Consider the following 21,395-nt stretch of genomic DNA (forward strand, 5'->3'; position numbering starts at 1 on the left):
GGCAACGGCGGTTTTTTGTATCCGGTCAGTGTGCTATCAGGCCAGCTCAGCCAGACACAATTCTTCGTGTAATTGCTTACACCAGGCTTTAACACGCTCTTCGGTCAGCTCCGGCTGGCGGTCTTCATCGATGCCTAAGCCCACAAAATGGGTATCATCAGCCATGCCTTTGGAGGCTTCGAAGTCGTAGCCTTCGGTAGGCCACTGGCCAACCAAAATAGCGCCGCGCGGCTCAACAATATCGCGCACCATGCCCATAGCATCCAGAAAATACTCGGCGTAATCTTCCTGGTCGCCACAGCCAAAAATGGCTACCAGCTTATCGTTAAAATCGATGTCTTCCAGTTCCGGGAAAAAGTCATCCCAGTCGCACTGTGCTTCACCGTAATACCAGGTAGGGATGCCAAAAATAAGCAGGTCATATTCAGCAATGGCTTCTTTGGTACTCTTGGCGATGTCAAAAACATCAATCAGGTGTTTTCCTAACTCCTTTTGAATCATCTTGGCGACATGCTCGGTGTTTCCGGTGTCACTTCCAAAAAATAGGCCAACACTTGCCATAATTACCCTCTGTAGTTTAACTGTTACTTATGTTTGTTCAGATAAGCACTTGCCAGCTCAGCCAGTGTCCCTCTTACCCAAACTGGTTTTACACGCCCGTACTTATCCAGAATGCTTCAATCAGACCCTTGGCAATAAAACCCAGTGCACCGGCGCCTAACACCCCGTACACAATGACTTTGCCAAGCAGCGGCACCTCATTTTTTTTGAGAACATCATGGACCGCTAAACCCATCAGAATAAACAGCCCACCGAGGCCAACATATATCGCGACAGATTCAAATAACTCGTAAGTACTGTTGGGCATATTACCCCTTAAAAAGTCGGCGCAGACTATACCACAATCTTGCTTTGTAACGCATTGAAAACCGTATCAGGGGTTAATACGCACGATCAGCTGCTTGTGGTTTTGTCTAAAAAGGAGGCAACAGCCTGATTAAACGGCCCCGGCTTTTCTGCATGCAGCCAATGGCCGGCACCCTCAATGATCCGGGCGCGGGCCGCCGGGAACAGTGCAGCAATCGCTTCGCGGTGCGCGCTTTGGATATAATCCGACTCACTCCCTTTGATAAATAAGGTGCTTTTGGAAAATTGCAAGTCGGTATCCGGCCACCGGCGTATAGCATCATAGTTATCTGCCAACCCCCGCAGGTTAAAGCGCCAGTGCCATTGCCCCTGTTCATTTTGATTCGCACTTTTTAATAAAAACTGGCGCACCCCGGGTTCAGGAATATGTTCGGACAGTTGTTTATCAATATCCCCACGGCGCTGAACCTGGTCAAACTGCACCGCTTTGAGGCCGGCAATGATAGCCTGGTGATGCTCTGGGTACGTGACCGGGGCGATGTCCGCCACAATCAGGCGTGCGACCTTTTGTGGGTAGTGCAGGGCAGTCATCATTGCAGCTTTGCCGCCTAATGAATGGCCTAGTAGGGTAACCTCGCTCAAGCCCAGCTTATCAATGATGGCATTGATGCCGCCAGCGCAATCTAGTAACGAAAACGCAGGCAGATGAGGAGATAGCCCATGGTCGGGTAAGTCGATGGCCACAATATTGTATTGGTCGGCAAAATGTCGGCGGATTACCGACAGGTTGTTTAAGTCGCCAAATAAGCCGTGGATTAAAAACAACCAGGGGTCGCGCTCAGATGAGCGGTGTAATTCGTAATTTAACGCAATAGTCATAACAAAAAAGAAAGGTGATTGATGTATTGTCGATACAGTGGCCGCCGCTTTATGGGTCAACCTGCACGATGTACTGATTAGCACAAAACAATTGCGGGGCCATCTTGCTTTGGGTGCAGCCGTAAAAATCCCGGCTGGTGATTTAGCGCAGTAACATCTGCTATAAAAAAGGCGGCTGTTTAAAGCCGCCCTGATTTTTTAAATGGAAAAGTCTTCCAGTTTTTTGCCATCTTCCAGTGCTTGTTTAAACACTTTTGGCATCCGGCCAATACCGGTCCAGTTATGATCAGTACCTTCGCTGTCTTTCAGACGATATTTCACCGGGCGCTTTTTACCCGGCTTGCGTGAATTGGTTGCTGCAATTTGCGATGAACCCAAATCACTCACGTCCAGCCCGGCTTCTTCCATCTGCTTTTGAATTTCAGCAATCTTTGCTTGCTTTTCCTGCTCTTCCTTTTCCATCTCTGCCGCCTTTTCACGACGTTTAGCAATCACATTTGCCAGCTTATCCTGAACTTCTTCCAGTTCTGCCAGCGACAATGATTTTACTGCTCCCTGTAAACGTCTTCCATGGGTTAAAATATCTAAAAACTCGCTCATTTATTAACCTTACGTTTATTTTCACTAAATCTTAAATAATCATAGTTAATTTTTTTTCAAAAAAAAAGCAGCTTGATGCTGCTTTTTTGAAATAAATAAACATTCGGTGCTTATACTACATATTAGGGTAATTTGGACCACCACCCCCTTCCGGAGTCACCCAGCGTATATTTTGAGCCGGATCTTTAATGTCGCAAGTTTTACAATGGATACAATTTTGCGCATTAATTACAAAAGCAGGGTCGCCACTATCGTCCTCTACCACTTCGTATACACCCGCCGGACAATAGCGCTGCGCCGGTTCGGCATATTCTGGTAAATTAACCTTGATCGGAATCGCCGGGTCTTTTAGTTGCAGATGACAGGGCTGATCTTCTTCATGGTTTGTATTGGATAAATACACCGAGGACGGCTTATCAAAACTGAGTTTTCCATCGGGTTTGGGATAATCAATTTTGACCGAAGAGTCAGCTTTGTTTAGCTGCGCATAGTCAGCATCGTTATCTTTTAAGGTGGTGCCAAACAAACTGCCGTTAAAGAAATTTTGTTCTAAAGTATTAAAGGCACCGCCCCAAAAATTGCCATACTTATGGATCGCCGGACCAAAATTACGCGCTTTGTATAGCTCATCATATAACCAGGAATCTTTTATATTTTGCGCATACGCATCCAGTGTGGTGGCCGGATTATCCTGTTTTAATTCGGCAAACAGGGTTTCTGCTGCAATCATGCCGGATTTCATTGCGGTATGATTACCCTTAATTTTGGCTGAATTCAGCGTACCGGCATTACAGCCCACCAGTAAACCACCAGGAAAGGCCATTTTGGGCAGCGAATTAAACCCGCCTTTGGTGATCGCACGGGCGCCATAAGCCACTCGTTTACCGCCTTCTAAATACTGGCTAATGGTTGGATGATGTTTTAATTGCTGAAATTCATGAAACGGGCTTAAGTAGGGATTTTCGTAATTTAAATCGATGATTAAGCCTACCAGAATCTGATTATCTTCAGCATGATATAAATAGCTGCCGCCGGTGGCATCATCTAACGGCCAGCCTGCTGAGTGAATTACCAGGCCAGGCTTGTGTTTGGCCGGGTCGATGTCCCACACTTCTTTAAAGCCAATGGCGTAATGTTGCGGGCTGGCATCTTTATCCAGTTCGAACTTATTGATCAGCTCTTTACCCAGATGGCCGCGAGAACCTTCGGCAAAAATGGTATAGCGGGCTTTTAATTCCATGCCGGGCATAAAGCCATCTTTTTGCTCGCCCTTGGCGCTAATCCCCATATCGCCGGTGATCACACCGCCAACACTGCCGTCTTCATTGTATAAAATGTCTGACGCCGGAAAGCCCGGGAAAATTTCTACGCCGAGCTGCTCTGCCTGCTCGGCCAGCCAGCGGCACACATTACCCATGGACACAATGTAATTACCCTCGTTGTGCATGGTTTTGGGGGTCATCCAGTTAGGCAGCTTGCGCGCGGAGGTCGCATCATTAAATAAGTAAATTTCATCAGCTGTGACCGGGGTGTTCAATGGCGCGCCTTTTTCCTGCCAGTCGGGAAACAGCTCGTTGAGCGCGCGCGGTTCAAATACCGCGCCGGAGAGGATATGCGCACCCACTTCCGAGCCTTTCTCCACCACGCAAACCATCAGCTCTTGTTCGGCCTCATTGGCCAGTTGCATCAGCCGGCAGGCAGTGGCCAGCCCGGAGGGGCCAGCGCCGACGATGACCACATCAAACTCCATAGATTCACGTTCCATGGACGGCTCCTTAATTCTGCTTGTTATAGTGCACTATAGGTGAAACAAATAATGCGATGTGTCAAAAAGATGTAAATTAATTGTCGTTTTGAAAGGTAAAGCAGGTTGACGTTTACGTCAACAGGAAGTAGATTGCAGATTAGTTTACGTTAACGTAAATCGTGTAGTGTTTATGTATCTGCAGCGTTAGCAGCCAGTAAACCCGCATCAATGCCGGCAGGCCGGACGCGGGGCTGGCACTCATCGACAGGGTGGTACATCACCGACGAACTCAAATTTTGAGGTAACAAATGAAAATACTTGTACCAGTCAAGCGTGCCATTGACTACAACGTAAAGGTGCGGGTTAAAGCGGATAACTCCGGCGTTGACCTGACCAATGCAAAAATGGCCATCAACCCATTTTGCGAAATTGCCGTGGAAGAGGCAGTCCGGTTAAAAGAACAAGGCGTGGCTTCTGAAGTGGTGGTGGTATCCATCGGCAACAAAAGCTGCCAGGAACAAATTCGTACTGCGTTGGCCTTAGGCGCCGACCGTGGCATTCAGATTGACACCGAAGACAACCTGGACTCCTTACAGGTTGCCAAATTGCTAGCCAAGCTGGTTGAGCAAGAAGCCCCTGAGCTGGTCATTCTGGGTAAGCAAAGCATTGATTCGGATAACAACCAAACGGGTCAGATGCTGGCAGCGTTGACAAAACGCCCTCAGGGCACATTTGCTTCTAAGGTTGAGGTGAACGACGGCCAGGTAAATGTCACCCGTGAGATTGACGGCGGTCTGCAAACAGTTGCGCTGGATCTGCCAGCCATCGTCACCACCGACTTACGTTTAAACGAGCCACGCTATGCGTCGCTGCCCAACATCATGAAAGCCAAGCGCAAGCCGCTGGATGTGATGGCTGCCGCCGATATGGGTGTGGATTTGGTCTCCAAGGTAAAAGTGCTTAAAGTCGCACCACCAGCCCAGCGCAAAGGCGGGGTAAAAGTGGAAAATGTGGCCGAGCTGGTTGAAAAGCTGAAAAACGAAGCGAAGGTGATCTGATGGCGATTTTAGTATATGCAGAACATGACAACAGTCATCTGAAATCAGAAACCGCCAAGGTGGTCCATGCCGCCAGTCAGATTGGTGGCGATATTCATGTTTTGGTGGCCGGCGAAAATGTAGCCGACATGGCTAAAGACGCAGCCAAGATCGATGGCGTAGCTAAAGTATTGGTGGCCGGTAATGCCGCCTACGGTCATCAGTTAGCAGAGAACATCGCTGATCTGGTGGTCGAACTTGGTAAAGACTATCAGCATATTCTGGCGGGAGCCTCAACCACCGGTAAAAACTTTATGCCACGGGTGGCGGCACTGTTAGATGTAGCTCAAATCTCAGACATTATTGGTGTTGAATCAGACGATACATTTGTGCGCCCCATTTATGCCGGCAATGCGATTGCGACAGTGCAGTCACAAGACACCATCAAGGTCATCACTGTACGTGCAGCATCCTTCGATGCCGCCGGGCAGTCCAATGATGCGCCAATTGAAAGTCTGGACATGGTGAAAATTGCCGAGCAGTCACGCTTTGTAAGCGAAGAGCTGACTGAGTCTGAGCGCCCTGAATTGACTGCTGCCGAGGTGGTTATCTCTGGTGGCCGCGGTATGCAAAATGGCGAAAACTTCAAATTGCTTGAAGGTATTGCCGATAAGCTGGGAGCGGCCATTGGTGCCTCGCGAGCAGCAGTGGATGCCGGCTTTGTGGCCAATGATATGCAGGTCGGCCAGACTGGTAAAATTGTTGCGCCGCAACTTTACATTGCCGTGGGAATCTCCGGAGCCATCCAGCACTTAGCGGGTATGAAAGACTCCAAGGTAATTGTCGCCATCAACAAAGACGAAGAAGCGCCTATCTTCCAGGTGGCTGATTATGGTTTGGTGGGGGATTTGTTTGAAGTGTTGCCAGAATTGGAAAAATCACTTTAAGCAGTTAAGAATATGAAAAAGGCTGTCTTCGGACAGCCTTTTTTGTTGTTTAGAATTTTTCCGCACGCAATTCTCAGCGCGCTGCCAGCTAAATCAGGTTAAACCCGGACCACCGAATTTTCCTCGCCACATACTGGCGATTGTTTATAGGCATCCGCCTGCCAGTCATTTTCCCAATGATCTTCATCCAGAAGATATCGAAAAGCATATTGCTTGTCTTTTTCCAGACTCAGGGTTTGGGTGAAATCACCGCTTTTCAAACGTTTCATTGGTTCTACATGCTTATCCCACTGGTTAAAATCGCCAACGAGCCTGGCACTGGAGGCATTGCCGGCTTCCTCGGCTTTTAGTCTGAAGGTGACTTTACACACGGGTTTAGATTTTAAGTACTGCTTTTTTAGGCTCATGGTTGGTCTCACATAACTTACACGCATTTAATAAATTACGACTAAAAACTGAGCGATTCAAGTTGAATTTGATGATAATTTGCCCGCTGGTTGCCCAGATCAGTATGAAGCTCGCAATACCTGTTTCAGCAGAGGCTGGAAGTAAGGCCCGAGATTAGTGTGAAGGGGTGTGATGGCGGCGTAGAAATTATCATGGCGTCCGACCATGGAGACCCCGGCGTTCGCCGGGGTGATGGAGAATAATTGTAGTTGTAGCCGACCTCGGTGCCTGCCCATGGAGGCCCCGACTTGCGTCGGGGTGACGGGTAACTTTATGTCGGGGTGACGGTGAATTGTACGTCGGGGTGACGGAGGAATACATGCCGGGGTGACGGCATTTTCACGCTCCCTGAGCGCGACAAAACTGCTGATCATATTTATTAACAGTTTTGTTCGCGCAACTTATACCCAAACAGGGTACACTGCCAATCAGATGCTGTTTTATCGACGATTTGCTTATACAAACCAATGACATAAAAGCAAATTTTCAACTCATTTCGTGTATTAAGGGAACCACATGAAACATCTTTCGTGGCTGAAAAGCATTTTGCCGTTGCTGATTATTTTGGGTGCAGTGGTGATTGCCATTGTGCTGATTCAAAGTAAGTCGCCACCTGAAAAAAAGCCTGCTGAAACCAAGGCCTTTTTAGTAGACGCCCAACCGGTGTCGCGACAGCAGGTTAATTTTGCCGTGAAGTCACAAGGGAACGTGGTGCCACAAAATCAAACTGCCATCAGTGCCCAGGTTAGCGGGAAGGTGATTGAACTGGCTGATGTATTTGTCGCCGGGGGGATGTTTGAACAAGGCGATGTTCTGGTGCGTCTGGAAACCCAGGATTATGAAACCGAAGTGAAACTGGCTGAAGCCGAGCTGGCGCAGGCGCAGGCAGCACTGACCGAAGAAACCGCCCGCGGCAAGGTAGCCGAGCAGGAGTGGCGTTCGGTCAACTCCACCGCACCGCCAGAACTGGGCTTGCGTAAACCGCAATTAGCCCGCGAACAAGCCAATGTAAAAGCTGCCCAGGCCAAGCTGGAAAGGGCGCAGCGCAATCTTGACCGCACCACTATCCGCGCCCCCTATAACGGCCTGGTGGTCAGCCGCAATGTGGACATTGGCCAGTTTGTCAGTATCGGCAGCCAGTTGGGCTTGCTATATAGCACGGATGTGGCCGAAATTCGCCTGCCGGTGAGCGACTCAGATATGGCGTTTATTGATTTGCAGCAAGGCCTGGCAGAAAACGACAATGTGCGCCTGCAAGCCAAGGTCAACGGTTTACGCCATGAGTGGGTGGCTAATCTGGTGCGTAGTGAAGGGGTACTGGATGCTACCAGCCGGGTTAGCTATGTGGTAGCCCGGGTCAACGACCCTTATAACCGCGATAAGCAGGGTAAAGCTGATTTGCCACTGCGCTTTGGCCAGTTTGTTGAAGCCCAGATCTCAGCCGGCAAATCCCGCGATTTATTTGTCTTGCCACGTAGCGTGCTGCGTCTTGACCAGACCGTGCTCACCGTCAATGGCGATAATGAATTGCAAATCAAGCCGGTGGATGTGGCGCGTACCGACGCCCAACAGGTCTATATTGCTGCCGGCCTGGAAGAGGGCGAAAAGGTCGTTATGAGTGCGGTGCCTAATCCGTACGAAGGCATGAAAGTGCGCTTTGCCGATGAAACCCCGGTGACTAACCCGGATGATGAAGACCAGCCAGCACGTTCTTCCCGGGTGGAAGTAGGAGCCCAGGCGGATGAATAATATCGATACACACAAAGGCATGATTGCCTGGTTTGCGCGCAACAATGTTGCCGCCAACCTGCTGATGTGGGTGCTGCTGATAGGCGGTATCCTATCGGTTTTCACCATTCAAAAACAAATTTTTCCGCCCATTGAAATCAATGTGATCAATGTGCGGGTGCCCTATCTGGGCGCCGCGCCACAGGAAGTGGAAGAGGGCGTGATCCTAAAAATCGAGGAAGCCATTGAAAACCTCGAAGGGATCAAAAAAGTTACCTCTACTGCGGCTGAAGGGCAGGGCACGGTCGCGATTGAGGTCGAAGAAGACTACAACGTGCAGGACCTGCTTGATGAGGTTAAAGTACAGGTGGATGCCATTCCCAGCTTTCCGGCTAACACCGAAAAGCCAGTGGTCTACCGGCAAAAAATTCAGCAGGATGTGCTGTGGGTATCGATTTACGGCGATGCATCTGAACGCGAGCTGAAAGAATTTTCCAAAACCGTGCGCGATGACATCGCCAACCTGCCAGGGATCTCCAGTGTTTCTATTGTCGGGGCGCGGGATTATGAAGTGTCCATTGAGCTATCTGAAGAAGACCTGCAAAAATATAACCTGACCTTTTCGGAAGTGGTCAGTCTGGTACGTCAGTCCAGTGTGGATTTACCTGGTGGCTCTATTCGCACCGACAACGGCGATATCCTGCTGCGTACCAAAGGTCAGGCTTACACCGGCTATGACTTTGCCCAAATTACCCTGCTGACCGCTGCCGATGGCACCCGGGTGCGGCTGGGCGATGTGGCATTCATCAACGATGGCTTTGTAGAAGATAATCGCTTTGCTTACTTTGATGGCAAACCGGCCGTGAGCATGCGAGTGCGCGCAGTGGGTGACCAAAATGCGCTGGAGATTTCCAAGCAGGTCAATCAGTACATTGCCAAAAATAAACCCGACTTTCCGCAGCATTTGCATGCCGATACCTGGGGTGACTCATCGTTTTACTTAAGCGACCGGCTCAATATGATGCTGGAAAATATGGGCCTGGGGGCCTTGCTGGTATTTATCGTGCTGTCACTGTTCCTGCGTGTCAAACTGGCCTTTTGGGTTATTTGGGGTCTGCCAGTGTGCTTTTTAGGCGCGCTGTTTATCATGCCGATGGAATTTATCGGAGTCTCCATTAACCTGCTTAGCCTGTTTGCCTTTATCCTGGTACTGGGAATCGTGGTGGATGATGCCATCATCATGGGTGAGTCGGCGTACTCGGAGATCGACCGCAAGGGCCACAGTACCGACAACGTCATCGCCGGGGTGAAGCGAGTGGCAATGCCGGCGACCTTTGGGGTATTAACCACCATTGCTGCGTTTACGCCCATGCTAATGGTGTCCGGCCCCTTTGGCATCATCTGGAAAACCATCGGCTGGGTGGTGATCGTGTGTCTGGCATTCTCCCTGGTGGAATCAAAACTGATTTTGCCGGCGCACTTGGTGCACATGAAGCTCAAACCCAAGGATCCGGAAAAGCAGAATCGCTTTCAGCGTTTTCGCAATATTTTCAGCGAAGGCATCAAAGTGTTTGTGCAAAAACGCTATGCACCGTTTTTAGCCAAAGCCGTTAAACACCGTTACACCACTCTGGCATCGTTTGTGGCCATGCTAATTGTAACTATCGGCCTGTTTGCCGGCGGCATTGTGCGCTTTGTGTTTTTCCCGGATATTCCCAGCGATTTTATGTCGGCCAGCTTTGAATTGGAGCCGGGCTCGTCCATCAATCAGCGCGACCGCACCCTGCAACAAATGTTGGATGCCATGCACCGCGTGGATAAAAACATCAAAGAAGAAACCGGCAGCGGGGTTATTAAGCACGCTATCGCGTTTGATAATGGCAATACCGGTGGCGAAGTATTTGTTGAGCTGAGCAAAGGCGAAACCCGCGAAATTCCCGATTATGAAATTCACCAGCGCTGGCGCGAACAGATGCCGGAAATAGCCGGAGTGAAAACCCTGAATATTGGCTCTGGCGGCGGCTTTGGTGGCCCTGATTTGAGCTTTGAGTTTACCTCCGGTGACATCGATGCTCTGCAGGCTGCAGCTTCTGAACTAAAAACCCGCCTGGCCGATTATGACGGGGTCAGTGACATCAATGATTCGTTTGCCGGCGGTAGCGATGAAATTCAGTTGTCCACCACCCCTCAGGCAGATGCCTTAGGGATCTCGCTACAGCAGCTGGGCCAGCAGGTTCGCTATGGCTTTTATGGCGCAGAAGTACAGCGTGTGCAACGCGATGATGAAGAAGTCAAAGTCATGGTGCGCTATCCGCAGGAAGATCGTAGCTCCATCGAGCACTTAGAAGATATGCGGGTGCGTGCACCGACCGGCGAAGCCATTCCGTTTGAAGAAGTGGGCACCATCAATCTGGGCGAGGGCTTTTCATCGATTATTCGCGTGGACGGCAGCCGCTCCATCACTGTCAGTGCCAAGGTGGACAAAGCCTTGTTGGATCCGGGCGAAGTCACCGGTGATGTGGTGATGAGTATTATCCCGGATATCATGGAACGCTACCCCAATGTGAATTTCCAACTGCAGGGCAACTCTCGTGAACAGCAGGAAGCCTTGACCAGCATGGCCATGGGTTTGTTGTTTGCCTTGTTTGCCATCTATGCGTTGTTGGCCATTCCGCTACGCTCTTATTCACAGCCATTTATAATCATGGCGGTTATCCCCTTTGGCGTGGTGGGCGCCATTGTCGGCCACCTGGTGCTGGGCATGGCGGTCAGCTCATTGTCATTGTGTGGCATCATTGCGCTATCTGGCGTCGTAGTGAACGACAGCCTGATCATGGTGGACTTTGTGAACCGGGCCCGCGCTGAAGGCCATCGCCTCATCGATGCTGCCATCAGTGCCGGTACCCAGCGCTTCCGGCCGATTATCCTGACCTCGCTGACCACCTTTATGGGGCTGATGCCGATTGTGTTTGAACGCAGCCTCCAGGCGCAGATCGTCATCCCCATGGCTATCTCGCTGGCCTTCGGGATCCTGTTTGCCACCATCATCACCCTGTTGTTGGTGCCCGCGTTGTACCTGATTTTAGATGATGCGCGTGGCTTGTTCCGTAAGAACCATAAACGCCAGGCCGGGCAGGAACCCCAACCTGATCAACTGGCTGAGCAATCCTAAAGCCGTCCTGCACAACATATTAAAAAAGCACGTCATGCCGACGTGCTTTTTTATTTGTGGGCAAAACTGGTCAGTCTGCCCGATAGATAAGTACTCAACAGCAATGTAAAGCTGTGGAGAGCACTTATGATCGTGATATTGCAACTGCTTAGCCTGGGTATTTTCTGCCTGATTCATGTGTATGCCGGCAAGCTTCGTTTTTTAGACAGCCTGCCACGAAGTGGCTGGCTATCGTTTGCCGGCGGGGTCTCGGTGGCCTATATTTTTCTGCATGTGTTTCCGGAACTGGCGAGCATTCAGGAGCATTTCTCCGATCACAATTTGTTTTCCGGAGTCGTTCATAGCCAGGTGTACCTGTTAGCCCTGCTTGGCCTGGTTATTTTTTACGGGCTTGAAAAACTGGCCAAAGCATCCTCGGCCAGTGGTGGTGAGTCTGGCGAGGGCGGATTTATGCTGCACTTATCCGCTTTTGCCCTGTATAACGCACTCATCGGTTACCTGCTGGTTCATCGGGAAGACCCCTCACTAGCAGGACTTGGCTATTATGTACTGGCTATGGGCCTGCATTTTTTAGTCAATGACTATGGCTTACGTCAGCATCATAAAGATCGTTACCGGCGCTATGGACGCTGGATCCTTGCAGCCGCTATTTTGGCGGGATTTGCCCTGGGTACACTAACCCATATCAGTGCAAACCTGATGCACGGACTTTTTGCTTTTCTGGCCGGCAGCATAGTACTGAATGTGCTTAAAGAAGAATTGCCGGAAGAACGCAAAAGCCGGTTTATTCCCTTTGTGGCCGGTAGCGCGCTGTTCGCTTTGCTGTCCTACCTGCATTAACTAGCGGTTTTTATTCGCTAATTCTTAACAAAGTAAACAAAATTAAAAGTTTTGCAGTACCAAGTAATGTTGAACATTCACTATTTGTCAGCTTTAAGGAGAGAACAATGCGTAATATGACTAAATTTGCGACAGCCCTTGGCATTTTGATGGCCCTGACCGGTTGTGATGTAGATAAAACCGAAAAAGGCGAAGCGCCGGAGATTGAAGCCGAAGGCGGCGAACTGCCCGAGTATGAAGTAGAAAAAACCGAAGAAGGCGAGATGCCGGAGGTTGACGTGGAAGGCGGTGAACTGCCGGAATACGATGTCGATACCGCTGATGTGGAAGTGGGTACCGAGAAAAAAGTGGTTGAAGTGCCGGAAGTTGATGTTGAGATGCCGGAAGAAGATAAAAATAAAGATAAAGACAACTAATCGGTTGTCGTTGTCTGAATTCACGAAAAAGCACGCCTGATGGCGTGCTTTTTTAACGAGATATAAAAACCGGCTTAGTAGAAGGTTTTCTTAAACTCGATACCGATGATGCGCGGCTCGTTCACAATCCCGGTCAGATTGTTAAAGTCGATAGCACCTTTAACATTGTCTTCGTCAGTGATGTTACGACCAAACAGCGCCACTGTATAACCATCATTGTAGTTCTCATAACCTACACGCAGGCCACCTTCAAAGTTATCTTCGGTGGTAAATTCCACGGCTTCGTATAAGAACAGGTTGGTTTCACCCTGGAAGGCCCAATCGGTAAAGGCAAAAAACTCACCGTCGGTGCCAGCCGGAATCGAGTAGCGGGCAGTAAAGGTAAAGATTTGCTCTGGAGCCTGTGGGAACGGGTTGCCGTCGATTAACGCATTAAAGCCGTCCGGGCGGGGATCTGTGACGGTACAGTTACCGGTAAAGTCCATTCCGGCATTGGTGCCGCACGGCGCCACGCTCAGGCCATCATCCTGAATTTCAGTGTGGTTGTAGCTGTAACCGGCAGTCAGGGTCAGCTGATCAGTGGCCAGCCACTGCGCATCAATCTCAACACCGTAGGCTTCGCCCTGGTCAGCATTAACCAGCGCAGTAAAGTTGTTGCCGCCACCAATTGCCGAGAACTGCATGTCATCTACCGTGTAGTAGAAGGCTGCAGCATTTAAGCGTAAAGTGCGATCCAGCATGTCTGACTTAAAGCCCACTTCCCATGAATTGATGGTTTCCGCATCGGCCACCGAGGGGGCACCTTCAAAGGCAACATCCCGGCCCTGGATGGTCTGGGCACGAAAACCGTTGGCATAGCGGGCAAACACTGACATATCTTCAGTTAAGCGGTAGTTGGCGCTCAGCTCATAGCTCATCTGGCCATCATCAACATCAATCGGCGCATAATCCTGCACCTGACATTCGGTGATGCCATCGCCATTGAAATCTAAGAACAGACAAGGGCCGCCAGCATTTTGCTCGCCTACCATCAAGGATTTATCATCATGGGTATAACGCAGCCCGGCTGTGATATCCAGCTTGTCATTAACCTGATAGGTGGACTGGCCGAAAACCGCCCAGGTGGTGTTTTCATGAAACACCGTAGAGGCACCAAACAAGCCGTCGATGCTGGTTACGTTGAAAGAAGAATCAAAGAAGAACGCACCTACCTGCCAGCTCAACGGGCGGGTTACCTGGCTGGCAAAACGGATTTCCTGAGTAAATTGTTCCAGATCGTTTAGCTTATCCTGGGTGACTGCCGCAAACGGGATAAAGCCGGTGTTCTCAGTCATGCCGGTTCCGGCACCCCCGTCGATATCACCCAGGCTGAAACCTTCAGCTTCTTCCCATGCTGTGATAGAGGTGACTTCTACCGCATCAAAGTCGTAGGCCATCTTCAGTGACGAGCCAAAGCCACGGTATTTTTGGGGGTTGTTATCAGCGCCATTGCCATCAATATCGCCGTCGTAATACACCACTTCACGATCATAATTGCTGTTCAGCTCGTTGCTGCCCCGGTCAAAGATGTTGGCACGAAATACTGACGCGGTGGCTTCTAATGAACGGCCATGCAGGTTCAGCAGGGCTGAGAAGCGGGCATTGGGCTCGTATAAAAACTGGGTACGCCAGGCGCGCTCATCAAAGCCGCCCAAGGCATCTTCTTCACCGGTAAAGCCATTATCGATGTAATCGCTGCGGTGTTGTGACAAGACTGAAATACGCGCTGATAAATCATCGGTCAGGCCGCCGCCTACAGCCGCTTCAATATTCAGCGTATCAAATGAGCCATAGCCCACTTTGGCAAAGCCATCAAAGTCCTGGCTGGGCTTTACAGTATCAAACTTGATGATACCGGCGGTGGTGTTACGGCCAAACAGGGTGCCCTGCGGACCGCGCAGCACTTCTACACGCTGCACATCAAATAACGGAAAGCTCTTCAACACCACATTTTCCATCACTACTTCATCCATGATGATGGAAACCGGCTGCGAAGCAGCCAAGTCAAAATCGGTATTGCCTAAACCACGAATATAAAAGCGCGGCGCCACACGGCCGTTGGAGGATTCGGCATATAAACCCGGCACCCGTACCGCCAGGGCCAGAATGTCTTCGCCACCCGCGAACAATGAATCCAGCTTTTCACCATTTAAGGTTGCAATGGACAGAGGGACTTCCTGAATCGACTGGGTTCGCTTTTGCGCGGTAACCGTGATCTGTTCCAGTTCGGATTCCTTAGGTTTGGTCCGGGTTTCGCCTTCCTGAGCAAGTGCGGCATGACTAAATGCTGCACTAACCGCCAGCGCAAGAGCGGCAATACGATGTGTTTTCATGTGTTCACCAAGTGAAGAAGTTTATTGTTTACTAATTCGTGCAGCCAACCGATTCGGGCCGCTAGCGGCGTGACAGTCTACTGGAATTAGATTTTATTTATAAGCCGATTTTTCACTTTTGTACAAAAGTTGTAAAGACCATTTGGTCAGGTTTTTCGCCAGTTATTTGGCACAATATGTTGCCAGCACAGCAGGATAAAGCCCTGATTTGACTCAAGCTGCACGCCAATCAGGTCTATTGACCGCAGGCATAACTAACTATCAAAACCAGTGATGGTCTGGCATGTTGACCATTTTCAACAGTAATGGCATGGTCAGACCTATTACACTGTATTAACGAGCGATCGTTGACCAAACACGGGAGTCATGATGAAAAATAAACAATGGTTGTTAGCTTCGCGCCCCTCCGGCGCCCCGACCCAGGAAAACTGGCAGTATCAAGAAACCGACCCGGCCCCGGTTGGTGACGGCCAGATTAAAGTGAAAGTGGAATATATCTCGTTGGATCCTGCCATGCGCGGTTGGATGAACGACAGCAAATCTTACATTGAGCCGGTCCAGATTGGCGAGGTGATGCGTGCCGGCGCGGTAGGCGAAGTGCTGGAATCCAATAGTGGTGAGTTCAAGCCCGGCGATAAAGTGTACGGCAGCTTTGGCGTACAGTCGGTGGCGGTGTGTGACACCCAGGGTATCCATAAGGTTGACCCGTCGCTGGCACCGCTGGAACGCTACCTGGGCGTACTGGGTATGCCGGGCATGACGGCCTATTTTGGCCTGCTAAAAACCGGTCTGCCGGAAGCGGGTGAAACCGTGGTGGTCTCTGGCGCTGCCGGCGCAGTGGGTTCGGTGGTAGGTCAGATTGCTAAGATCAAAGGCTGCCGGGTAGTTGGGATTGCCGGTGGTAAGGATAAGTGCAGCTACCTGGTGGACGAACTGGGCTTTGACGGTGCTATTGATTATAAAAACGAAGATGTGCGCAAAGGCCTGAAAAGCCAGTGCCCGGACGGCGTAGACGTGTATTTTGACAATGTCGGAGGCGAGATCTTAGATACCGTACTGACCTGCATTAATAAGCATGCCCGCATCGTTATCTGCGGGGCTATCAGCCAGTACAACAACACCACCGCAGTGAAAGGCCCGTCAAATTATTTGTCGCTGCTGGTCAACCGTGCGCGCATGGAAGGCATCGTAGTATTTGATAATGCCCGCCAGTACGGTGATGCTGCCCGGCAGATGGCAGGCTGGATTGGCGAAGGCAAACTACAGGCTAAAGAGCATGTGGTTGAAGGCATTGAAACCTTCCCGGATACCCTGATGATGCTGTTTAACGGTGAGAACTTTGGCAAGCTGGTAATAAAGGTGAATCATGCAGACGACTGAGCTTTTTGATTTAACTGGCCAGACAGCGCTGGTCACTGGTGCCAGCCGCGGTATCGGCGAAGCCATTGCTCACCTGCTGGCCCGTTACGGGGCGCACGTGATTGTCTCCAGCCGTAAGCAGGAAGCCTGCGAAACCGTGGCCAGTGCCATTCGCGATGCCGGCGGCAAAGCTTCTGCATTGGCGTGCCATGTAGGTGATATGACGCAAATTGAAGATGCGTTTGCGCATATTAAACAGCATTACGGCAAACTGGATATTTTGGTAAACAATGCGGCTGCCAACCCCTACTTTGGCCATATTTTGGATACCGACCTGGGCGCCTTTCAAAAAACTGTCGATGTGAATATCCGCGGTTATTTTTTCATGTCGGTGGCTGCCGGCAAGCTGATGAAAGAGCAGGGCAAAGGCGTGATTTTAAACACAGCCTCGGTAAATGGCATGGTGCCGGGTGATAAGCAGGGGATCTACTCCATCACCAAAGCCGCAGTGATCAGCATGACCAAATCTTTTGCCAAGGAATGCGGGCCGCTGAATATCCGGGTTAATGCATTGTTGCCCGGGCTCACCGATACCAAATTTGCCTCGGCGCTGACCAGCAACGAAAAAATCCTCAAAACAGCCTTGCATCAGATCCCGCTGGGTCGGGTCGCTGACCCGCAAGAGATGGCCGGTGCAGTGTTGTATTTGGTGTCTGATGCTTCCAGTTATACCACCGGCACCACCTTAACGGTGGATGGCGGTATGCTGGCCTAATTTATTTACCGGTAAGTCAAAATGCGCTGCACCCTGGGCAGCGTTTTTTTTGCCTGTTTGTTGGGCCCAGGTCAGTGCCACAAACCTAAAATTACACCAAAAACCGTAAATTGCGCGGTGTGGTAACCCCCATCGATTAACAATAACAGCATACTGCGCTGACAAAATTGATAGTTAATGCCAAAACTGGTGGCGACAAGACAGGCGCCCACCGTCAGACCGCTCAGAATTGCAGTTAACAAGCCTGGCGCAGGCCCCAGAAAGACAGCAAAAGCAAGTGCTGCGATAAGGCAGAATAAAAAACTTATACCGAACACCTTGAGCGGGTGACCCGGCTGGGCTGGCGCACCACTTTCCCGTAACCAGGCTTCCCCAAACAAAAGTTTTGAGTACCAGATACCGCCTAATGCGAAACTGGAAATGGCAGCAACCACAACTGCAAACAGATTGATATCATTCATTTGTACATACTCTTAATTATCTTTACTCAACAAATTCTTATTTGTCTTTGACCAAGGTATTAGATTGTCTGCCGCAGCATTGCCACTTACTGTTTTTCAGCATATAAAATTTAGCCAACTATAGGGAATCTTGCACTGGCTGCTTTGTTTTATCCAAGCGCACCTGTTCCTGAGGTATTTGCAGGGCCTTCTCGGCATAGGTGACTATCAGATCTGCATGGTTTTTCGCCGCTGTAGCCATCTCAGCATCACCGGTACTTGCTAATGTAGCTAAGGCTTTTTGAACTCGGACAACAACTTCAATACAACTTGCGCCGTCTCGAGCCATCGCATGAAAAGCATCTTCAAATAACGATTCGACCGCCACCGGGGGCACAGATATATCTGGAAAATCTACCGAATCATCATCTGGCTGTGAATGGCTGCCAGCAAATCGCACAAATAACCGAACAAAGATTCCGGTAATTTGGATAGCGGTGCCCGGGTCATTGACTGCCGGAGATAAGGCGCGACTGGCGATTTCGGAAAGTGTGATCAGACCAAAACGGGGATCATTGTCAAAAGTGCGCTGGTTGCCTACAAAGAGAGCTTGAGTAATAGACTCGCGGATATCCTCTATAAGCTCTTTATCGGCATGGCGAAGATAGGCTACAGGCTGTTCAGGGGTAATAAACTTACCGGGGCGGACAGTAAGCTCTATATGTAGTGAGTGCTTAGTGGCAAGGGTTTGCAATGACTGCATGTCAATGCGTTGCAAGTAACCTATTACAGTATGATAAACAGGCTGCCCATCACATTGTGCATTGGCTTTAACGCCGCCTAGAAAAGGCTTTAATTTTTGGCGCTGCAATGCACTGTCGGTTGCTCGCTCCACCTGAAAGATAGTGGTGCCTACACGGCCTAATCGCGCGATGCCATCAACCCATTTTAAAAAGTTAAGAATGACTAAGACAAATACTAAACAAGTGATAACAAATAGCACAAACCGGCCAGCTGAGCCGTAATATCCGTTTAGTAGGGCTACCTGAGCCACGATACTAAATATAAACGCCCCTATGAATGTTGACAGTGCATTTTGCGAAGTATCATCTGCCACCACCAGAGAAAATGCGCGTGGGGTGGCAGAGTTGCTGGCTGATTGATACGCAGCAAGCATGGCTCCTACAGCAAACACCGCAATTACCAACATGCTGGAAGATATGACTTCAAGTAATGACTCGAGCGAATCCTGTTTGATATCAGGGGCGTTTTGAATGACTGTGAGCTCGTCCATTAACTGAGCGGCAAAGGCAATGCCGATAGACACCATGCAGACCAACAGTGGCTTTACCCAAAGACGCTCGCCAAATCGGCTTAAAATAAACTCTAGCTTTGATTTCATTCCGCTCTGCCAATTTCAACATGTAAGAGAACAAATAGGTGCGTCAGATAAACGGGTACTATGCCGTACATCGGTGACTGCAATATAAAAGCTTTCGCCTGCAGCCAGATGCTCGGAACACGCTTTAAGTCAAAATAGCATGCGGATTCTGCTATAGGTACAATTATTACGCGTGAATCGTACTGCCGAACCTGACAGATTGAAGTGCGAAGTACAGTGCTATTAATGCAACAAGCTCACATAATCCGTTCGCATTGAGTTCACCTAACCAGCGGGTAATGATAAAAACAAATGATGCTTAGATTTGTATGAACGGGCGAAAGCCACCATACAGCATCCGTGAGGGGTCAAAGCCTGCATCTGTCGACGCCATAATCTGTTGCATCCGCGGATCATTGGTGATCGCTGCATTGGCCGTGTCGCGGGCCTCACGAGAAGCAAAACTTACCCAGCCAAAGATCACCACTTCATCTTCGCTGGCCTCCAGTGCATCAACAAACGATGCGGTGCCGGCCAGGACCATGTCATCGCCACAATATTCACAGTAAGCCAGCGCGCCATGCTCTTTCCAAATCTGCGCCACATTGGTAGCCAAACGCTGGTACTGGTCAAGATGCTTGCGGGCGATGGGAAATGCAAAGCCGTCGATATAATCAGCCATAAATAAACTTGTAGAGTGAATGAATTAGCAAAGCCCAGGCTTAACACGCCCGGGCATGCTTTCGCTGTGTCATATACTGAGAAAAATTATCTAAAATACTCTGCCAGCCGGCCTGTTGCTGCTCGATAGGATAGTCATTATCTGCATCAAAGGTTTGGATAAGCTGCACGCCCTCTCCGGTATCGGTAAACTCTATCGCCACACATCGCCCATCGCCCAGTTCATAGCGGATTGCGCGCTGCGCTTCTATGTAGGTAAAGACGCCTTCAAAATCGAATCCCATCGAGCCGTCTTTGGCTTCCATGCGATAGTTAAAGCTGCCCCCCTCCTGCAGCTCAATAGCAGCATGCGGACAGCACCAGCTCTTATCCGCTATATTCCAGTGAGTAATGTCTTCAGGAGTGGTCCAGGCCCGCCAGACATGTGCAAGAGGGGCAGAAATTGCTGTTTGCACCGTAATTTTCATCATCGCCTCCATGTAATATATAAGAGAGTAGCCGAACCTAGGTGCTAAGAATTAGGCCTGTATGGAAAGCCAGATTTACTTAGCATAGTTGTTGTCGAGATTGTTGCGCCCTCAATTTATAAAATAACTTTAAAGCAAGCTTTTAAAAGATGGGGGCAAACGACGAGATCATCTATAAAAAGATAGATAAATCATGTTCAAAAAACGGACTAATTGGATGGCGTGAAAAGTGCTCGGTTAATAATGTATATCAATAAATCAGCAGGTAATGCTGCTTGTAAGATGAAGGATAGAGGGACCCTCTATTGCGGTCCCGATTCTCTGCTATATTTTCAGGTTTACGAAGGGCCTACTTTCTTCTGGCAAAGCCCACACCAGCAAAACCTAGTGCAAGCAATGCAATAGCTGAGGGTTCTGCAACCGTCGCGCTAATGTTGTTTACTGTCAGGGTTGAGGCAACAAGCGTATCGTTAACATCCATCACACCGATTCCGTACGTAAGCATCCCGGAAGTGGTCGCCATCCAAGAGAAACTGCCGGAAGTACCGTCTGGCGTGAAGGTATCCGCTAAGAGCGCAACACCATCAAAGCTTAAGTTCACAAATGCAAAATCGTTGTAGTCGACTCCATCACCTTCATTACTTGTCCAAAGCCAGTCGAAGCTAAACGTATCACCAGAGGCGATGTTGAATGTGTCAGTTATAGCAGAACCTTCTGTAGCATCGCCAGTAGACAGAGCGTCCAGGCCGCCAGCGGTTAAACCAATAAATGACTCAATTGCAGAGTCACTTACCGAACCATTTCCACTGGTAAGAGTGAAGCTGCCGCCACCATTGTTTGTCACATCACCCGCGGTCATCACATCAGCGTTTGACATACTTGCAAACAAAAACAACACTAAACAACTAATTTTATTCATTATTAAATTATCCTTTTTAATTTATATTTTTACCGCCGCGGGATAGTAAGCAATTTACAGGCCGTAATTGTTAACTTTTTGTAATTATTGGTTAAATTTCGTTCGCGTGGTTTTCTCCCGCTTAGATTGTAAAATAAGCTGACGCTCTGCAAACTAATAAGTGGCCGCTATACACTACGGCTGACCAGATTATCAAATTCTTCCATCCAAAATGTAAACGTCCAATACTTTATGTTATTGCGCTAATGGGGAAGCGTAATGAGGTTGGTTTCCTTATAATTGTGCATGAATATCCGTAAATTTACGGATTCAGTTTCAGCA

Annotated in this window: 20 protein-coding genes; 8 read left to right on the forward strand and 12 right to left on the reverse strand. The window is 49.5% G+C overall.

What is annotated here, in order from left to right; all coding sequences use genetic code 11:
* Positions 1-36: 36 nt before the first annotated feature.
* From fldA to ACTUJZ_RS01795, 5 genes are all read right to left on the reverse strand, one after another.
* Entirely contained in the window at positions 37-561 is a 525-nt protein-coding gene (gene fldA / locus ACTUJZ_RS01775) for a flavodoxin FldA (RefSeq protein ID WP_463634544.1), read from the reverse strand.
* An 88-nt stretch (positions 562-649) separates the two neighbouring features.
* Positions 650-868, reverse strand: coding sequence for a DUF2788 domain-containing protein (locus tag ACTUJZ_RS01780; protein WP_463634545.1), 219 nt, complete (start codon positions 866-868; stop codon positions 650-652).
* An 86-nt stretch (positions 869-954) separates the two neighbouring features.
* Positions 955-1,746 (reverse strand): alpha/beta fold hydrolase, encoded by a 792-nt coding sequence (locus tag ACTUJZ_RS01785; protein ID WP_463634546.1) that lies wholly within the window; start codon positions 1,744-1,746, stop codon positions 955-957.
* A 198-nt stretch (positions 1,747-1,944) separates the two neighbouring features.
* Positions 1,945-2,346 (reverse strand): H-NS histone family protein, encoded by a 402-nt coding sequence (locus ACTUJZ_RS01790; RefSeq protein ID WP_463634547.1) that lies wholly within the window; start codon positions 2,344-2,346, stop codon positions 1,945-1,947.
* A gap of 115 nt (positions 2,347-2,461) precedes the next feature.
* Positions 2,462-4,111, reverse strand: a complete 1,650-nt coding sequence (locus ACTUJZ_RS01795) for an electron transfer flavoprotein-ubiquinone oxidoreductase (protein ID WP_463634548.1) — start codon at positions 4,109-4,111, stop codon at positions 2,462-2,464.
* A gap of 290 nt (positions 4,112-4,401) precedes the next feature.
* On the opposite strand from ACTUJZ_RS01795, the gene ACTUJZ_RS01800 reads away from it, so the two are divergent.
* Positions 4,402-5,151 (forward strand): electron transfer flavoprotein subunit beta/FixA family protein, encoded by a 750-nt coding sequence (locus ACTUJZ_RS01800; protein ID WP_463634549.1) that lies wholly within the window; start codon positions 4,402-4,404, stop codon positions 5,149-5,151.
* Positions 5,151-6,077: an electron transfer flavoprotein subunit alpha/FixB family protein gene (locus ACTUJZ_RS01805; protein WP_463634550.1), complete on the forward strand. Its 927-nt coding sequence runs from the start codon at positions 5,151-5,153 to the stop codon at positions 6,075-6,077. The genes ACTUJZ_RS01800 and ACTUJZ_RS01805 overlap by 1 nt, the downstream gene beginning before the upstream one ends.
* A 98-nt stretch (positions 6,078-6,175) precedes the next feature.
* Here the strand turns inward: ACTUJZ_RS01805 and ACTUJZ_RS01810 are convergent, their stop codons facing one another.
* Positions 6,176-6,484, reverse strand: coding sequence for an isoamylase early set domain-containing protein (locus ACTUJZ_RS01810; RefSeq protein WP_463634551.1), 309 nt, complete (start codon positions 6,482-6,484; stop codon positions 6,176-6,178).
* Positions 6,485-7,040: 556 nt separating this feature from the next.
* Here ACTUJZ_RS01810 and ACTUJZ_RS01815 point away from each other — a divergent pair.
* The 4 genes from ACTUJZ_RS01815 to ACTUJZ_RS01830 all read left to right on the forward strand — a co-directional run bounded on the left by ACTUJZ_RS01815 (position 7,041) and on the right by ACTUJZ_RS01830 (position 12,680).
* Positions 7,041-8,273: an efflux RND transporter periplasmic adaptor subunit gene (locus ACTUJZ_RS01815; RefSeq protein ID WP_463634552.1), complete on the forward strand. Its 1,233-nt coding sequence runs from the start codon at positions 7,041-7,043 to the stop codon at positions 8,271-8,273.
* Positions 8,266-11,424: an efflux RND transporter permease subunit gene (locus ACTUJZ_RS01820; protein ID WP_463634553.1), complete on the forward strand. Its 3,159-nt coding sequence runs from the start codon at positions 8,266-8,268 to the stop codon at positions 11,422-11,424. Before ACTUJZ_RS01815 ends, ACTUJZ_RS01820 begins: the two co-directional genes overlap by 8 nt.
* Before the next feature lie 126 nt (positions 11,425-11,550).
* Positions 11,551-12,264: a hypothetical protein gene (locus tag ACTUJZ_RS01825; protein ID WP_463634554.1), complete on the forward strand. Its 714-nt coding sequence runs from the start codon at positions 11,551-11,553 to the stop codon at positions 12,262-12,264.
* Positions 12,265-12,371: 107 nt separating this feature from the next.
* Complete coding sequence (locus ACTUJZ_RS01830; RefSeq protein ID WP_463634555.1) at positions 12,372-12,680, forward strand: hypothetical protein; 309 nt, start codon at positions 12,372-12,374, stop codon at positions 12,678-12,680.
* A 74-nt stretch (positions 12,681-12,754) separates the two neighbouring features.
* On the opposite strand, the gene ACTUJZ_RS01835 is transcribed toward ACTUJZ_RS01830, so the two are convergent.
* Positions 12,755-15,052: a TonB-dependent receptor gene (locus ACTUJZ_RS01835; RefSeq protein ID WP_463634556.1), complete on the reverse strand. Its 2,298-nt coding sequence runs from the start codon at positions 15,050-15,052 to the stop codon at positions 12,755-12,757.
* 369 nt (positions 15,053-15,421) lie between these two features.
* On the opposite strand from ACTUJZ_RS01835, the gene ACTUJZ_RS01840 reads away from it, so the two are divergent.
* Entirely contained in the window at positions 15,422-16,432 is a 1,011-nt protein-coding gene (locus tag ACTUJZ_RS01840; RefSeq protein WP_463634557.1) for an NADP-dependent oxidoreductase, read from the forward strand.
* A complete protein-coding gene (locus tag ACTUJZ_RS01845; RefSeq protein ID WP_463634558.1) occupies positions 16,419-17,186 on the forward strand; it encodes an SDR family oxidoreductase in 768 nt (255 codons plus the stop codon). The genes ACTUJZ_RS01840 and ACTUJZ_RS01845 overlap by 14 nt, the downstream gene beginning before the upstream one ends.
* A gap of 71 nt (positions 17,187-17,257) precedes the next feature.
* Here ACTUJZ_RS01845 and ACTUJZ_RS01850 read toward each other — a convergent pair whose 3' ends face one another.
* From ACTUJZ_RS01850 to ACTUJZ_RS01870, 5 genes are all read right to left on the reverse strand, one after another.
* The gene (locus ACTUJZ_RS01850; protein ID WP_463634559.1) at positions 17,258-17,647 is read right to left on the reverse strand and encodes a DUF1761 domain-containing protein; all 390 of its coding nucleotides are present in this window, start codon (positions 17,645-17,647) and stop codon (positions 17,258-17,260) included.
* A 118-nt stretch (positions 17,648-17,765) separates the two neighbouring features.
* Complete coding sequence (locus tag ACTUJZ_RS01855) at positions 17,766-19,028, reverse strand: DUF2254 domain-containing protein (RefSeq protein ID WP_463634560.1); 1,263 nt, start codon at positions 19,026-19,028, stop codon at positions 17,766-17,768.
* Positions 19,029-19,326: 298 nt separating this feature from the next.
* Complete coding sequence (locus ACTUJZ_RS01860) at positions 19,327-19,689, reverse strand: DUF1428 domain-containing protein (RefSeq protein WP_463634561.1); 363 nt, start codon at positions 19,687-19,689, stop codon at positions 19,327-19,329.
* A 40-nt stretch (positions 19,690-19,729) separates the two neighbouring features.
* On the reverse strand, positions 19,730-20,158 hold the full coding sequence (locus tag ACTUJZ_RS01865; protein WP_463634562.1) for an SRPBCC domain-containing protein: 429 nt from the start codon (positions 20,156-20,158) through the stop codon (positions 19,730-19,732).
* 346 nt (positions 20,159-20,504) lie between these two features.
* Positions 20,505-21,074, reverse strand: a complete 570-nt coding sequence (locus tag ACTUJZ_RS01870; protein ID WP_463634563.1) for a PEP-CTERM sorting domain-containing protein — start codon at positions 21,072-21,074, stop codon at positions 20,505-20,507.
* Between the last annotated feature and the right edge of the window lie 321 nt (positions 21,075-21,395).

The sequence above is a fragment of the Alteromonas sp. WD8-37 genome (assembly GCF_055326825.1).

Excerpts from the sequence above, each read along its gene's own strand:
- fldA (WP_463634544.1), bottom strand. The coding sequence starts at position 561 with ATGGCAAGTGTTGGCCTATTTTTTGGAAGTGACACCGGAAACACCGAG.
- ACTUJZ_RS01780 (WP_463634545.1), bottom strand. The coding sequence starts at position 868 with ATGCCCAACAGTACTTACGAGTTATTTGAATCTGTCGCGATATATGTT.
- ACTUJZ_RS01785 (WP_463634546.1), bottom strand. The coding sequence starts at position 1,746 with ATGACTATTGCGTTAAATTACGAATTACACCGCTCATCTGAGCGCGAC.
- ACTUJZ_RS01790 (WP_463634547.1), bottom strand. The coding sequence starts at position 2,346 with ATGAGCGAGTTTTTAGATATTTTAACCCATGGAAGACGTTTACAGGGA.
- ACTUJZ_RS01795 (WP_463634548.1), bottom strand. The coding sequence starts at position 4,111 with ATGGAACGTGAATCTATGGAGTTTGATGTGGTCATCGTCGGCGCTGGC.
- ACTUJZ_RS01800 (WP_463634549.1), top strand. The coding sequence starts at position 4,402 with ATGAAAATACTTGTACCAGTCAAGCGTGCCATTGACTACAACGTAAAG.
- ACTUJZ_RS01805 (WP_463634550.1), top strand. The coding sequence starts at position 5,151 with ATGGCGATTTTAGTATATGCAGAACATGACAACAGTCATCTGAAATCA.
- ACTUJZ_RS01810 (WP_463634551.1), bottom strand. The coding sequence starts at position 6,484 with ATGAGCCTAAAAAAGCAGTACTTAAAATCTAAACCCGTGTGTAAAGTC.
- ACTUJZ_RS01815 (WP_463634552.1), top strand. The coding sequence starts at position 7,041 with ATGAAACATCTTTCGTGGCTGAAAAGCATTTTGCCGTTGCTGATTATT.
- ACTUJZ_RS01820 (WP_463634553.1), top strand. The coding sequence starts at position 8,266 with ATGAATAATATCGATACACACAAAGGCATGATTGCCTGGTTTGCGCGC.
- ACTUJZ_RS01825 (WP_463634554.1), top strand. The coding sequence starts at position 11,551 with ATGATCGTGATATTGCAACTGCTTAGCCTGGGTATTTTCTGCCTGATT.
- ACTUJZ_RS01830 (WP_463634555.1), top strand. The coding sequence starts at position 12,372 with ATGCGTAATATGACTAAATTTGCGACAGCCCTTGGCATTTTGATGGCC.
- ACTUJZ_RS01835 (WP_463634556.1), bottom strand. The coding sequence starts at position 15,052 with ATGAAAACACATCGTATTGCCGCTCTTGCGCTGGCGGTTAGTGCAGCA.
- ACTUJZ_RS01840 (WP_463634557.1), top strand. The coding sequence starts at position 15,422 with ATGAAAAATAAACAATGGTTGTTAGCTTCGCGCCCCTCCGGCGCCCCG.
- ACTUJZ_RS01845 (WP_463634558.1), top strand. The coding sequence starts at position 16,419 with ATGCAGACGACTGAGCTTTTTGATTTAACTGGCCAGACAGCGCTGGTC.
- ACTUJZ_RS01850 (WP_463634559.1), bottom strand. The coding sequence starts at position 17,647 with ATGAATGATATCAATCTGTTTGCAGTTGTGGTTGCTGCCATTTCCAGT.
- ACTUJZ_RS01855 (WP_463634560.1), bottom strand. The coding sequence starts at position 19,028 with ATGAAATCAAAGCTAGAGTTTATTTTAAGCCGATTTGGCGAGCGTCTT.
- ACTUJZ_RS01860 (WP_463634561.1), bottom strand. The coding sequence starts at position 19,689 with ATGGCTGATTATATCGACGGCTTTGCATTTCCCATCGCCCGCAAGCAT.
- ACTUJZ_RS01865 (WP_463634562.1), bottom strand. The coding sequence starts at position 20,158 with ATGATGAAAATTACGGTGCAAACAGCAATTTCTGCCCCTCTTGCACAT.
- ACTUJZ_RS01870 (WP_463634563.1), bottom strand. The coding sequence starts at position 21,074 with ATGAATAAAATTAGTTGTTTAGTGTTGTTTTTGTTTGCAAGTATGTCA.